The organism is Alkalihalophilus sp. As8PL, from assembly GCF_040939795.1.
Classification (GTDB): Bacteria; Bacillota; Bacilli; order Bacillales; family Bacillaceae_D; genus Alkalihalophilus; species Alkalihalophilus lindianensis.
The window spans coordinates 519,449-533,749 of the sequence record NZ_CP162551.1 but is presented as its reverse complement, the minus strand read 5'-3'; the positions used below and the strand labels follow the sequence as shown (position 1 = coordinate 533,749).

Here is a 14,301-nt window from a genome sequence, read left to right as displayed (position 1 = left end):
ATGCGTGCAAAGCTTGTATTATTCATTGTCACAGGTTTCGTTTTATGGGGGATCGTTGATTCGGTAACGAGTGAGACATCTGCAACTGATGAGACAAATCAACTAGAACAGACTGACCTTGCCCCTGATTTCACCTTGGATAGTTTAACAGGTGAGAAGGTGTCACTTTCTGATTTTAAAGGAATGCCTGTGATGATTAATTTTTGGGCAACATGGTGTCCACCTTGCCGGGCTGAAATGCCTGATATGGAGTCTTTTTATCAAGAAACAGATGTTGTGATTCTAGCGGTTAACCAAACGGGCTCAGAATCCTCTGTAGAGGCGGTCGAATCATTTACAGAAGAACTCGGTCTAACCTTTCCTATCTTACTGGATGAAAAAGGAGAAGCAGCAGCGCTATACAATGTACAACCATTGCCAACTTCTGTTTTTGTTAATCGAGAAGGAGAAGTGCATCATGTGCAAGTTGGTGCAATGAATAAAGAAATGATGAGTCGTGTCCTAGAAGAACTATAGTCAAAATGGGTGTACATGTACAATTTTTCCCGAATCGGTTAGAATAGAATAAAGAAAGTAACGACATAAATCCTTTAGTGGAAAGGGGTTGTAATAGATGGAATACACACAAGAAATGAAAAATCGTCTGAAGCGTATTGAAGGGCAAGTTCGTGGTATTTTAAGATTAATGGAAGAAGAAAAAGATTGTAAGTCGGTCATCACTCAAATGTCTGCAACGAAGTCAGCGATGGATCGTGCAATGGCATTTGTGATTGCGAAAAATATGCAACAATGCATTCTTGATCAAGTTGAAAAAGGTGAAGACGCTGATCAAGTGGTAGAAGAAGCGATTCAATTACTAGTAAAAAGTCGATAAGGCGAAAGAAGAATACCCTCATGGTATTCTTCTTTTTTTACACGTATTCTCTACTGTTTTGGGGTTAAACCTAGTAAAAGGATAGATAGTAAATAATCTTGTTCTTTTTCTAAATCATATTTATCGTTCGAGCACCAATCATAGATATTTCCTCTAATGGCTTTTGTGATCTGAGCCGTTAATACCTCACTAGACATATCTTCTCTAATACTCCCGTCTTCCTGACCCTTTTTGATAAACTTTTTAACAATGTGAAAGTAGGGTCGTTTCTTATCTGCTACAAAACTATCTTGGTCTGCCCGAAGCACATTCATATAGATGGTTCGTACCGTATCTTTACCTAATTCGTCTTTTAAATAGTGTACTTGAGCCTTATGGAGGTTTTCAATAAATTGTAAGGGTGTTTGTGGACCTGTTTGGTCTTGTTCGTAAGTAATATAGAAATCATCAATTTCTTTAAATTTTTCAAGGAAGATTTCATACTTAGAAGAAAAATGAGTATAAAACGCCCCTTTAGAAGTTTTCGATTTTTTAACGATGTCACTGACTTTTACTTCATCAAAACCCTTTTCTGTAAATAATTCGAGGGCGGCATCTAGAATTTTTTTTCTAGTTAAGAGAGCTTTCTGCTGTCGATAATGCATAAATTAGTCACTCTTTCTGTTAGAATAGTTTGACAATTAGTATAATACGATTTAAAATACATTTTAAGAGACTAGGGTCTCTTAATTGCGATTACTTATTATCTAATATTTCATTATTTAATTGGTAGTGATCAATGTCTTATTTTACCGCATTATAGCGGATTTGCCAAAATCAATTCTTATTATTGTAAGCGCTTTAATGTAGTTAGGGAGGAGTGAAAATAGATGGGATGCGTGATTGTAGCAGGGAAAAGGTCGGCTTTTGGAAAATTTGGTGGTAGTTTAAAAGATTTTTCAACGGTTGAGCTAAGTCAACTTTTAATGAAAGCGGTAGTAGAGGATCTTCCCATAGATCAGAGCGAAGTACAGGAAGTGAATTGGGGTGTTTGTACTCAAGCTGAGGCAAAAGAAGTGATTGCACCAATTATTGCTCGTCAAGCTTTGTTGAAGGCAGGATTCTCTGCCAAAACTATTTCACAAACCATTGATCAAGCTTGTTGTTCTGGTATGGCAGCTATTAAACAAAGCTATTATTCAGTCGAGAGAGGAGAAAGCAGTGTGGTAGTAGCAGGTGGCGCAGAGGCAATGAGTCGAACGCCTATGATTGTCCCTTCATTGAGATGGGGGAGCCGAATGGGGAATGTGACTATTCATGACCCTGCTTATGGATTACGTTATCATGATTTTAATTTAGTCTCCGTAGATGCCTCAGAGGTTGCTTTAGAATATGGGATCGATCGTAAAGAACAAGATGAATTTGCTTTTAGAAGTCAAATGCGTTGGAAAGAGGCCTTTCTGGAAGGGAAGGTTTCAGATGAAATTCACCCTTTAGTGATAGAGCAAAAACATAAAGAAGATTTCTTATTCGATAAAGATGAATCACCAAGACCGCAAACCTCTTTATCAAAGCTTGAGTCTCTACAAACTGTTTTTGATAGTCCTACGATTACAGCTGGTAATGCACCTGGTTTAAGTGATGGTTCGGTTGCATTGATTCTGATGAATGAAGAGGTTGCAAGAGAAAAGTCGATAAAACCTTTAGCGAATATTATTGAAGTGGCCAGTGTGGCAGAGGATCCAAGAAATATAGCAACCGTCCCTGGTAAAGCTATATTGAAGGTTCTTTCAAAAGCCAACCTCACAGTAGATGATTTGGAATTAATTGAGATCAATGAAGCTTTTGCAACTGTACCTCTTGTGAGTTCTCTTATCCTAGCTGAAAACGACAAAAAGAAAGCAGAGAAAATTCGCGAAAAAATAAATGTAAACGGGGGAGCTATTGCTCTTGGTCACCCTGTTGGTGCAAGCGGAGCTAGGATTGTTTTAACGTTAATTCATGAGCTAAAGCGCAGAGGTGGAGGTTATGGGGTTGCTAGTATATGTGGTGGCCTTGCTCAAGGGGAAGCGATTCTAGTTCACGTTGAAACATAAATTTTTTTAAAATTTAAGAGACTCTGGTCTTTTAAATGGAGTGGAGGAATAGATGGAAATCGGAGACAAAGAACGTTATACAAGGACCATTTCAGAGAGTGATAACTATATGTTTGGTGGGATTATCGGAGATTCAAATCCATGGCACTTTGATGAAGAGTTTTGTAAGAAGACAGTCTTTGAGACACGAATCGCATATGGAATGTTACCATCTTCCTATTTTGCAACGGTATTTTCAAAAATGTTTGAGAAGCCTGTCTTGTACTTAGAACAGAATTTAACGTTTTTAAAACCGGTAAAATTAAACGATACCATCACAGCAGAATGTGAAGTGATTAAGCTAAACGGTGATAAAGTAACCCTTTCAACAAATGTAAAAAATCAAAACGAAGAAATGGTCGTTTCCGGAGAAGCTGTATTAAAAATCATTGACGACATCGAGAATTGGGGGGAGAAAAATGAACGTACAAGGTAAGGTAGCATTTGTCACAGGTGGAGGAAGTGGGATTGGAGCAGCGATCTCTCAGACATTGGATAAAGCGGGAGCGACGGTTATCATTTTTGATCTGAATGAGGATGGACGAATGGTTGCAGATACGTTGCAGCAAGAAAGTTTGTTTGTTCAAGGGAACGTAGCTGATCAAAAAGATATCAAGCGTGCCGTACAATCTGCAGTAGAGAAATTTGGACGAATTGATATCCTCATTAATAATGCCGGTATCTTTCGCGATCAGAAATTGATGAAGATGTCTGAAGAAGAATGGGATCTTGTATTAGATGTTAATCTGAAAGGTGCCTTTCTCACGATAAAAGAAATCGCTCCTATAATGAAAGGCAATCAATATGGGAAAATCGTTAATATTTCATCCGTCTCTCACAAAGGGAATTTTGGCCAAGCAAATTACTCTGCATCAAAAGCTGGTTTAGCCTCGCTAACTAATACCGCAGCTCTAGAGTTAGCACCTGAGGTTACCGTCAATAGTATTGCTCCGGGCTCGATTGATACTCCTCTGTTTCAGTCAATGGATGAGAAAGGGAAAGAAAAGTTCATTAAAAAAATACCTATGAAGCGAGTTGGCAATCCAGAAGAAATTGCACAGACTGTTTTATTTTATGCATCAGATGCTTCAAGTTACGTCACAGGCACTTTACTTGAAGTAGATGGTGGACTGACTACAGGGTTAAACCTACGATAACCAACATAGAGAGGATGAATAATGGTGGAAAAGATGAAGATGGATTTTTTGAACGTCGGAATGATGTTAAAAAGAAATGCTACTCACTATCCGAATAAATTAGCGGTTATTCACGGAAAAGAACGCCTAACGTATAAACAGTTTAACGGACGAGTAAATAGGCTAGCAAACGCGCTATTAGATAATGGGTTTAAAAAAGGTGATCGTGTAGCGATGTTACTTCCAAACAGCTTGGAAATGTTAGAGCTCTTTTGGGCCACTGCAAAAATAGGAGTGGTGATTGTTCCTCTTAATCCGATGGTACGAGGGTCAGATAATGTCTATCAACTTAACGACTGTAGACCTAAAATGATCGTGTTCCATCACTCCTATGAAGATGATATCAACCAAATAAAGGAGGATATAAATTATATTGAATTTTTTATTACAACCGATTCAAAAACTACTACATTTACAAACTATCAGGAGTTAATCAATGGTCAATCAGATACGGAGCCTTCTGTGAGTGTCACCGAAGAAGATGAAGCAAACATTATGTATTCATCTGGCACAACTGGTTTACCAAAAGGAATTGTTCATACTCATAAAACAAGAATGATGTATGCCTTCTTATGGGGTATGGAGTACGGTGTGACTTATAACAGCACAGTATTAGCTACAGGTAGTCTCGTCTTTAATGGCTCAGTTGCCTTTATGTATCCAACAATTTGTGCGGGTGCCACCTATGTTCTTGAAAAGAAGTTTGATAAAGATACGGTCATGGATGTAATTGAGAAAGAACAAGTCACTCATACCATGATGGTACCTACTCAAGTCATCACAACATTAGATCATCCTTCTTATCGCCCAGAGCGGTTAGGTTCCTTGCAAGTGCTTTTAACTTTAGGTTCACCACTTCCGACGAACAGAAAAGAACAACTAGCTAATGAATTACCGGGGAGACTTTTTGAGCTTTATGGATTGACTGAAGGTTTCCTTACCACATTACGCCCTGATTTTGTTCTTGAAAAACCAAGTTCGGTAGGGCCGCCGATGATATTTAATGAATTTAAAATTGTTGATGAGAAAAATCAAGAGGTTCCAGTAGGGGAAGTAGGTGAAATTATTGGAAGTGGACCGACGCTTATGACCGGCTATTTAAACAAAGTAGAGGAAACAAAAGCTTCTATGCTTGATAATAAGTGGATTAAAACAGGGGACCTCGGTTACACCGACGAGGAGGGCTATATTTATTTAGTCGATCGCAAAAAAGACATGATTATATCTGGTGGAGTAAATGTTTTTCCTCGTGACATTGAAGAAGTCGTGAGCACTCATAAGGCTGTGTCGCAGGTAGCGGTAGTTGGGATTCCCGATAGTAAGTGGGGAGAGATTCCAATTGCTCATGTCGTATTAAAAACAGGGGAAAAGGTAAATGAGGAGAACTTGATGCAATGGGTTAACGAAAGAGTTCCTGCAAAATACCAAAGATTGAAAGCGCTATCAATAGTAAGCGATATGCCAAAAAATGCTTCAGGTAAGATTTTAAAAAGACAGATTAGAGAGCAATACCAAAAGTAATACAAGTAGCTAGACCATTTAAAATTCTTGTTTGATAAGGGGGAGCATAATCATGTTAGGAATTTTTCTTAGTCTCATTCTATTAATGGTTTTAGCATATAGAGGATGGTCAATCATTTGGATTGCCCCAATCTGTGCCGGTGTAGTTGCCATCACTGGTGGATTGGATTTACTTGATGCATATAAAGATACGTACATGGGTGGGTTTGTAGGCTTTGCTCAAACATGGTTTCCAGTATTCATGCTAGGTGCTATTTTCGGTAAATTAATGGAGTTTACAGGGATGGCACGTTCTGTTGCCGTTTGGATCACAAAGGCCTTAGGTACAAAAAATGCTATTCTGGCAGTTATATTATCAGCATCTGTTCTTACGTATGGTGGGGTTAGTGTCTTTGTTGTAGTTTTTGCTGTATACCCACTTGCCCTAAGCTTATTTAGAGAAGCAAATATTCCAAGGCGTCTTATGCCTGGAACCATTGCATTAGGTTCTTTTACTTTTACGATGACCGCTCTGCCAGGTACGCCGCAGATCCAAAACTTGATTCCTATGGATTACTATTTCACATCAGCAGCCGCAGCCCCGATTATGGGACTCTCCTCTGCTTTAGTAATGGGTGTCGGTGGATTTCTATATTTAAGATGGAGAGAAAAGTCATTAAAAGCAGCTGGTGAGGGTTATTCAGAACCAAAAGAACTGGATGGGGTAGATACAACAGAAGAAAAAAATCCAAATATAATTCTATCAATACTTCCACTTATCACTGTTGTCATTACTTTAAACTTTTTAAACTTAGATATCGTCATTGCTCTTCTAACAGGTATTATATTAATTATGTTGTTAAGTTTTCATAAATGGAAGGGCTTTGTTAAAGCGATTAACGGGGGAGCGAGTGGCTCTGTTATTGCGATTATTAACACAAGTGCCGCTGTAGGTTTTGGTACGGTAGTAAGGTCAGTGCCGGGATTTGAGCGTTTAACCGATTTTCTACTTGGAATTCAAGGCAGTCCTCTCATTTCACAAGCAGTTGCCATCAATGTGTTGGCAGGTGCTACAGGATCAGCCTCAGGAGGACTAGGTATTGCGCTAGAAGCCTTAGGAAGTCGCTATTATGAAATTGCTCAAACAACAGGGATGAGTCCTGAAGCCTTTCACCGTGTAGCGTCGATTGCATCCGGTGGGTTAGATGCTCTTCCTCATAATGGAGCGGTTCTTACCCTGCTCGCCATTACAGGGATGACTCATAAAGATTCATATAAGGATATTGCTGTTGTAGCTGTTTTAATTCCAGTCTTATCAGTCATTCCAGCAATTATTCTAGCTAGTATTGGGATCTTATAATCAATCAAATGTATGTTTTTGATGAGGGAATTTATTTTTCTCTCATCTTTTTTATATGGGGATTAACTTTTAAAAATCGGGGAACATAAAAAGTAGACGATAAACCATAGGAGGTATACTAATGTTCTTTCGATCTTTTTTTGATCAAAAACTTGCACATATGTCTTATTTAATCGGGTGTCAAAAAACAGGTGAGGCCATTGTGGTTGACCCAGGTCGGAACCTCACCCCTTATTTTCAAGTAGCCAAGAAGGAAGGGTTCACTATTTCGGCTGCAACGGAGACACATATTCACGCTGATTATGCCTCTGGTGCTAAAGAATTAGCAGAGAAGCACAATGTTCATCTTTATTTATCTGATGAAGGAGATCAAGATTGGAAATACGCGTTTGCTGATCAAGTTGGTGCAACCCTTGTTAAAGATGGAGATGAGTTTTCAATCGGTGGGGTCCATTTTGAGGTCATGCATACCCCTGGCCATACCCCAGAGAGCATCTCAATCTTATTAACAGATAAAGGTGGCGGTGCAGACCAAGCGATGGGGATCTTCACAGGTGACTTCTTATTTGTAGGAGATGTGGGGCGTCCTGATTTACTTGAGAAGTCAGCAGGATCTAAAGGGTCAGCTGAAATAGGAGCCAAAGATATGTTTAAGTCACTACAAAAAGCGGGTGACCTACCAGATGATCTGCAAGTATGGCCGGCACATGGTGCAGGGAGTGCCTGCGGAAAGTCACTTGGTGCCGTACCAGTCTCTACGATTGGTTATGAAAAGAAAAATAACTGGGCCTTTCAAATTAAGGATGAATCTGAATTTGTGCATGAACTTCTCGAAAGCCAACCAGAACCCCCGACTTACTTTGGCATGATGAAGAAGATTAATAAAGAAGGTCCTAGAGAGAAGCCTGAAGCAGCACCAAGACGACTTCAATCGCTAAAGCAATTAAAGGAAATCGTTTCTGATGATGTATATGTATTAGATACGCGTCAGGCACCGCTTTTCGCTTATGGACATATGAAAGAAGCAGTGAATATTTCCATTGAAAAGTCGTTTACTAATTGGGCAGGTTGGCTTATTCCTTATGATAAAGATTTGGTTGTTGTGTCCTATGAAGAGAAATTAGAAGAGGTTCTTATTGCCCTCGAGTCAATAGGACTAGACCGAACAATAGCATTTATTGATCAGAAAACGATCGAACAAGATGTAACTCTGCCAATGTATAAGCAGGTCGATGTAGAAGAAGCTTATCAGGCTGTTCAATCGGAGGAGTCAGTACTAGTGGATGTTCGAAATGATAGTGAGTGGACAGATGGTCATGCACCAGAGGCAATTCATGCTTTTCTTGGAAACATTGAAGAGAATCTCGATGACCTACCTAAAAATAAAACACTCTATGTGTTATGTGGTTCAGGTGTAAGGTCTGCCATTGCAGTGAGTGTTCTTCAGAAACATGGATTTGATCATGTAGTAAATGTAAAAGGTGGATTTACAGCATGGGTAAAAGCAGATCTGCCAGTGACAAAGGATGAAACGTAAGAGTCATCTCTATAGTGGTATTGGGGTATCTTCACTTACATGTGAAGATGCCTTTTCTTCCTAGCTAGAGCGCCTTCATCGTACTTCATGTATAATAAAAATAATTATCTAAGGAAAGGAGTAGGAGGTAGTATGGGAGACTTGGTTTCAATGGTTTTACATAATCCAGCTCTACACAAGTTATCGTTAGCGGCATTAGCGGGTTTGATTATTGGTCTTGAACGTGAATTAAAAGGGAAGCCGCTAGGACTTAAAACCTGTCTCATTATTGCGGTGACGGCTTGTTTGCTTACAATTGTTTCTTATGAATCGGCCTTTTTATTTTCAGAAGCCTACTCGCGCCCAATGGACCCAGGTCGAATTCCTTCCTATGTAATTAGTGGAATTGGCTTTTTAGGGGCAGGGGTTATTTTAAGAAGAAACAATGATGCGATCTCAGGACTAACAACAGCTTCACTCGTTTTAGCCTCTGCGGGAATTGGGATTACAATTGGTGTCGGTTTTTATGTTGAAGCGTTCCTTGGTATCTTCTTTATGATTCTTGGAGTGCGGATTATTCCTGATTTAATCAGTTGGATTGGCCCTAAGAAACTAATGGATATTGAGGTCCGAGCAAAAGTATACATTAAAAAAGATACCGACTTAACGAGCTTCTTAAAAGAAGTGAAGAGCAAAAATTTTGGCATTCGACGCGTCAAAGTTAAAGAAGAAGCGGATGATATCGTCTTAACCTGTATTGTTGTGACGAACAAAAAAGTATATACAACCGATGTATTCTATGCGCTGAAATCATCAGAGGATGTCTTACAAGTTGAAGTTGAAAACATTACGTAATGCCAGGCCAGCCACTATGAAAAGTAGTGGCTTTTAAATAAATAATACCCCCTTGCGTATATTTGTTAGGTGTGCTAATATAGGTCATAGGGTATCCAAGGTGGTTATCCTTTAACCAAAAAGTTCATGTCATACTAATTAAAATAAATAAATAAGAGAGGGGATTTATATGGATTACTCACAAGATATGAAAAATCGCCTTAAACGTATTGAAGGTCAAGTTCGTGGAATTCTCCGCTTGATGGAAGAAGAGAAAGATTGTAAGACAGTTATTACACAAATGTCTGCAGTAAAGTCAGCAACTGATCGTGCAATGGCTTATATTATTGCAAAGAACATGCAGCAATGTATTATAGATGAAGTAGAAAAAGGCGAGCAGGCAGATCAAGTTGTAGAAGAAGCGATCCAGTTACTAGTTAAATCAAGATAAAAATTTTTGGTTTTTAATATACCTAAACGGGTATAAGTAAATAGGTATTGACACAAAGAAAATAATATGTATAATATAGTTATACGGGTAAGGGTATTAAAAAAGGAGGCAAACATAATGTCAATTAAAGTAGATCATGTATTAGATGCAAAAGGATTATCATGTCCAATGCCAATCGTAAAAACAAAAAAAACGTTAGATGGGATTGAGCCAGGTCAAGTATTAGAAATTCAAGCAACAGATAAAGGATCACTCGCTGACCTTAAAGCGTGGGCAGGTTCAACTGGTCACCATTACTTAGGAACAGTAGAAGAAGGGGATACATTAATCCACTACATTCGTAAGGCGAGCGTAAGTGAGGAAAAAGAAGAAGTAGATTATCCACATGTGATTGATAATGAGGAACTTGAAGCAAAAATCGGCGAAGACAATGTCACGATCCTTGATGTGCGTGAACCTGCTGAATATGCGTTCTCACATATTCCAACAGCAACTTCAATTCCACTCGGCGAACTTGAAACTCGTTTAAGTGAACTAAATCAAACTCATCATGTGTATGTGGTATGCCGTACGGGTTCTCGGAGTGCAATGGCTGCAAAAACACTTGAGGACAATGGATTTTCAAATGTTGTAAATGTGAAGCCAGGTATGACGGCTTGGAATGGTAAAACAGAAAGTAAATAACGATTAAATAAATCAAGCAAGCAAAATGATCACAATATATGGAGGTGTTTTTCATGGCTGTTAAAGCGATGAAAGCTGGAGAATTAGCGAAAACAGTAATCAATAAAGAAGAGTTATTCATTCTAGATGTTCGTAACACGGATCAATACGATGATTGGAAGGTTGAAGGTGAAGGAATTGTCACAATGAATAAGCCATACTTCGATTTAATCGAGGGAGTGGATGAAATTCTTGAACAAATACCAGCTGACAAAGAGATCCTTGTTGTATGTGCAAAAGAAGGTTCTTCAATCTTCGTTGCTGAGCAATTAGCAGAAGCTACTTCACGCGATATTCATTACTTAGAAGGTGGAATGAAAGCGTGGAGTGAACATCTTGAACCAATTAAAGTCGGGGACCTAGATGGTGGCGGAAGCCTGTATCAGTTTGTTCGCTTGGGTAAAGGTTGCTTATCGTACATGATCGTTTCGGGTAATGAAGGTGCGATGATCGACCCATTACGCTTAGTTAATCAATACCAAGCATTTGCTGATAAGCTTGGTATCAAAGTGTTACACATGTTTGATACACACTTACACGCTGATCATATTTCTGGTGGACGTCGCTTAGCAGAGTCAACAGGTGGAACATACTACCTGCCTCCAAAAGATGCTGGCGAAGTAACATTTAAATTTGAACCACTAGAGGATGGAATGGAAGTAACATTTGGTGAGGCGAATGTACGAGTGAAGGCTGTTTACTCACCAGGTCACACAATAGGAAGTACGTCCCTAATTCTAAATGATACGTACTTGTTCACAGGAGATATTCTATTCCTTGATTCAATTGGACGCCCTGACCTTGCTGGTAAGGCAGAAGATTGGGTAGCTGATTTACGTGAGTCCTTGTATGTACGTTATAAAGCACTAAATCAAGACTTACTTGTCCTACCAGCTCATTTTGCGAAGTTAAAAGAATTAGATGATCAAGGCCGTGTATTCGCTCGCCTAGGTGATCTGTATCAAGAAAATCATGGTCTAATGATTGAAGATGAAGACGAGTTCCGTCGTGTGGTATCTGAGAATTTACCACCGCAACCTAACTCTTACCAAGAGATCAGAAGAACAAATATGGGTATTCTAACACCAAACAAAGAAGAAGAAACAGAAATGGAGATCGGCCCTAATCGTTGTGCTGTATCTTAATCAATAAAATGAAACAAACAAATAAACAATATTATTAACCAATCTGAGGAGATGATTTTTAATGAATAGTAATAAAGTATTAAACGCACAAGGTCTAGCTTGTCCAATGCCAGTAGTAAAGACGAAAAAAGAAATGGATACACTTGAGTCAGGTCAAGTTTTAGAAATTCATGCAACAGACAAAGGTTCACAAGCAGACATGGCTGCATGGTCTAAGGCTAGTGGTCATGAGTTAATTCATCAAGAACAAGACGGTGACGTGTTTAAGTTCTGGATTAAAAAAGGATAATAAGAATAATTGCTTGTGAGTGGGTATGGTCTAATGAGGGTTAGACCTACTCACTCATTTTAAATGAAAGGGGGGCCAAATGATGTTAAAGAAATTGTTCCCGGGTCTTGAATGGATGTTAACGTATCAAAAACATGATTTACGTGGTGATTTATCTGCCGGTTTGATTGTGGCAATCATGCTGATACCCCAAGGGATGGCGTATGCAATGCTAGCGGGGTTACCACCTGTTATTGGGTTGTATGCTTCAACGATTCCGCTCTTGATCTATGCACTATTTGGATCATCGAGGCAATTGGCTGTTGGACCGGTTGCGATGGTTTCACTACTTGTTCTAACAGGTGTTCAAGGATTGGCAGAACCAGGCTCGTCTGAATATATCTCACTTGTATTATTACTTGCTCTAATGGTCGGGGTTATTCAACTTAGTTTAGGATTATTACGACTAGGATTTATTACTGATTTCATTTCCCATGCTGTGATTAGTGGCTTCACCTCTGCAGCGGCGATTGTGATTGGTTTTAGTCAATTGAAGCATCTGCTTGGCATTTCTTTGCCTTCAACTGAAAATGTATTTGAATTACTTCTTGAGGCTTCAAGACAAATTGGCTCGATCAATTTATACTCTTTTTTTATTGGGATTACGAGTATTGCTATTTTAGTTTTATTGAAAAAATTCGCACCGAAAATTCCAGCACCATTAGTTGTTGTCGTCTATAGTACAGCGCTTGTGTATCTTTTTAACTTACATGAAAAAGGTGTCAATATTATCGGTGAAGTACCCGATGGCTTACCATCGCTCTCATTCCCTGTATGGAGTACAGAAGCAATCAGTGCCTTAATGCCAGTAGCAATCACGATCGCGATTATCGGGTTTGTAGAGAGTTTTGCAATGGCTAAAGTTATTGCCACAAAGGAAAAGTATAAAGTAGATGCCAATCGTGAATTAGTTGGTCTTGGTCTTGCCAATGTTTCTGCTTCAACGTTTTCTGGTTACCCAGTAACTGGTGGATTTTCTCGATCTGCGGTAAACTACGGAGCTGGAGCTAAAACAGGGCTTGCGGCGATTATTACAGCTATTTTAATCGTCTTAACCCTGCTTTTCTTCACATCATGGTTCTACTATATGCCAAACGCTGTTTTAGCAGCGATTATTATGGTGGCTGTTTATGGGTTAATTGATGTCAAGGAAGCTAAGCATCTATTTAAAATTAAAAAGATCGATGGCTTTACATTACTTGTTACATTCATCGCTACATTAACGCTTGGTATTGAAATGGGGATCTTCATTGGAGTAATCTTCTCCCTTGTTATTTTCTTATGGAGAAGCGCGAATCCTCATATGGCCGAGCTTGGATATGTAGGGAAGTTAGATGCATATCGTAATACAAAGCGTTTTAATGATGCAGAAACATTTGAACATCTTTCTATTTTACGAATTGATTCGCCGTTATATTTTGCGAATATCCAACGAGTCGAAGCGCGCATTCAACAAGCTTTTCTTAAGTCTGATAAGGTCGATACGTTAGTGATAGATTTCTCAGGTGTAAATGATGTAGATGCTGTTGCTGTAGATCATTTAGAAGAGTTAATGAATACGTATCGTGACTTAGATAAACGTATTTATCTTTGTGATGTGAAAGGACCTGTTCGAGACACGTTAAGAGAAGCAGGCTGGTATGAGACGTTTAAAGGACAAATTGAGTACCAAGATCTAGAACATGTGCTAGATCACTTGAAGAGGTGATTCTTTTGAAAACGAAACAACTTCAAAAACAAAATGAAGCCTTCTTAATTGAGATGAGGAAGCAAGATCCTCATTTCTTTGAGAGACTAAAAGAAGGTCAACAACCAGAGATGTTTGTCTTAGCATGCAGTGATTCAAGAGTAAGTCCATCAGTAATCACACAAATGCCACTTGGTCAATTGTTTATTCATCGTAATATTGCTAACCAAGTAAATCCGTCTGATGAGAGCTTCACAGCAAGTCTTTACTATGCACTTAAACATCTTAAGGTGAATGATGTTTTAATTCTTGGTCACACGAGCTGTGGTGGTGTGAAAGCTGCGGCTGAGGGGAACCAGGAAGCGGAACTCATACCATGGTTACAATCAGTCCGCCAGTCAATTGAAGGGGTCCAGTGCACAGATCTATGCGTGAGTGGCTCGCGCCAAAATGTAAAAACACAAATGGAGAGACTCAAGAAGCATCCGGTGTATGAACAGTACGGAGATGGCGTGGGCGTACAGGGAGCTATTTTTCATGTCGAAAATGGCGAGATTGAATGGATTAACTAAA

16 protein-coding genes are annotated in these 14,301 nt (G+C 39.1%); 15 read left to right on the top strand and 1 reads right to left on the bottom strand.

Annotated features, from left to right (window positions below; all coding sequences use genetic code 11):
- The gene (locus AB3N04_RS04105; protein ID WP_368504848.1) at positions 1-516 is read left to right on the top strand and encodes a TlpA family protein disulfide reductase; all 516 of its coding nucleotides are present in this window, start codon (positions 1-3) and stop codon (positions 514-516) included.
- A 97-nt stretch (positions 517-613) separates the two neighbouring features.
- Complete coding sequence (locus AB3N04_RS04100; RefSeq protein WP_368504847.1) at positions 614-874, top strand: metal-sensitive transcriptional regulator; 261 nt, start codon at positions 614-616, stop codon at positions 872-874.
- A 50-nt stretch (positions 875-924) separates the two neighbouring features.
- Here the strand turns inward: AB3N04_RS04100 and AB3N04_RS04095 are convergent, their stop codons facing one another.
- Complete coding sequence (locus AB3N04_RS04095; protein WP_368504846.1) at positions 925-1,518, bottom strand: TetR/AcrR family transcriptional regulator; 594 nt, start codon at positions 1,516-1,518, stop codon at positions 925-927.
- Between the two features lie 225 nt (positions 1,519-1,743).
- On the opposite strand from AB3N04_RS04095, the gene AB3N04_RS04090 reads away from it, so the two are divergent.
- The 13 genes from AB3N04_RS04090 to AB3N04_RS04030 all read left to right on the top strand — a co-directional run bounded on the left by AB3N04_RS04090 (position 1,744) and on the right by AB3N04_RS04030 (position 14,300).
- Positions 1,744-2,949, top strand: a complete 1,206-nt coding sequence (locus AB3N04_RS04090) for a thiolase family protein (protein WP_368504845.1) — start codon at positions 1,744-1,746, stop codon at positions 2,947-2,949.
- Positions 2,950-3,001: 52 nt separating this feature from the next.
- Positions 3,002-3,424 (top strand): MaoC family dehydratase, encoded by a 423-nt coding sequence (locus AB3N04_RS04085; RefSeq protein WP_368504844.1) that lies wholly within the window; start codon positions 3,002-3,004, stop codon positions 3,422-3,424.
- Complete coding sequence (locus AB3N04_RS04080) at positions 3,408-4,145, top strand: SDR family oxidoreductase (RefSeq protein ID WP_368504843.1); 738 nt, start codon at positions 3,408-3,410, stop codon at positions 4,143-4,145. The genes AB3N04_RS04085 and AB3N04_RS04080 overlap by 17 nt, the downstream gene beginning before the upstream one ends.
- A 33-nt stretch (positions 4,146-4,178) precedes the next feature.
- Positions 4,179-5,705 (top strand): class I adenylate-forming enzyme family protein, encoded by a 1,527-nt coding sequence (locus AB3N04_RS04075; protein ID WP_368504842.1) that lies wholly within the window; start codon positions 4,179-4,181, stop codon positions 5,703-5,705.
- Between the two features lie 52 nt (positions 5,706-5,757).
- Complete coding sequence (locus AB3N04_RS04070) at positions 5,758-7,044, top strand: GntP family permease (protein WP_368504841.1); 1,287 nt, start codon at positions 5,758-5,760, stop codon at positions 7,042-7,044.
- Between the two features lie 121 nt (positions 7,045-7,165).
- Positions 7,166-8,581: a rhodanese-like domain-containing protein gene (locus AB3N04_RS04065; protein ID WP_368504840.1), complete on the top strand. Its 1,416-nt coding sequence runs from the start codon at positions 7,166-7,168 to the stop codon at positions 8,579-8,581.
- A gap of 132 nt (positions 8,582-8,713) precedes the next feature.
- Positions 8,714-9,415 carry an MgtC/SapB family protein gene (locus AB3N04_RS04060; RefSeq protein ID WP_368504839.1) on the top strand — a complete coding sequence of 234 codons (702 nt, stop codon included), beginning with the start codon at positions 8,714-8,716 and terminating at the stop codon, positions 9,413-9,415.
- Between the two features lie 169 nt (positions 9,416-9,584).
- Entirely contained in the window at positions 9,585-9,845 is a 261-nt protein-coding gene (locus AB3N04_RS04055) for a metal-sensitive transcriptional regulator (protein ID WP_368504838.1), read from the top strand.
- 117 nt (positions 9,846-9,962) lie between these two features.
- Positions 9,963-10,529 carry a sulfurtransferase TusA family protein gene (locus AB3N04_RS04050; protein ID WP_368504837.1) on the top strand — a complete coding sequence of 189 codons (567 nt, stop codon included), beginning with the start codon at positions 9,963-9,965 and terminating at the stop codon, positions 10,527-10,529.
- Positions 10,530-10,582: 53 nt separating this feature from the next.
- The gene (locus AB3N04_RS04045; protein WP_368504836.1) at positions 10,583-11,713 is read left to right on the top strand and encodes an MBL fold metallo-hydrolase; all 1,131 of its coding nucleotides are present in this window, start codon (positions 10,583-10,585) and stop codon (positions 11,711-11,713) included.
- A 61-nt stretch (positions 11,714-11,774) separates the two neighbouring features.
- Positions 11,775-12,002, top strand: a complete 228-nt coding sequence (locus AB3N04_RS04040) for a sulfurtransferase TusA family protein (RefSeq protein WP_368504835.1) — start codon at positions 11,775-11,777, stop codon at positions 12,000-12,002.
- Between the two features lie 82 nt (positions 12,003-12,084).
- Positions 12,085-13,749: a SulP family inorganic anion transporter gene (locus tag AB3N04_RS04035; RefSeq protein WP_368505987.1), complete on the top strand. Its 1,665-nt coding sequence runs from the start codon at positions 12,085-12,087 to the stop codon at positions 13,747-13,749.
- Positions 13,746-14,300: a carbonic anhydrase gene (locus AB3N04_RS04030; protein ID WP_368504834.1), complete on the top strand. Its 555-nt coding sequence runs from the start codon at positions 13,746-13,748 to the stop codon at positions 14,298-14,300. Before AB3N04_RS04035 ends, AB3N04_RS04030 begins: the two co-directional genes overlap by 4 nt.
- The last annotated feature ends 1 nt before the right edge of the window (position 14,301 follow it).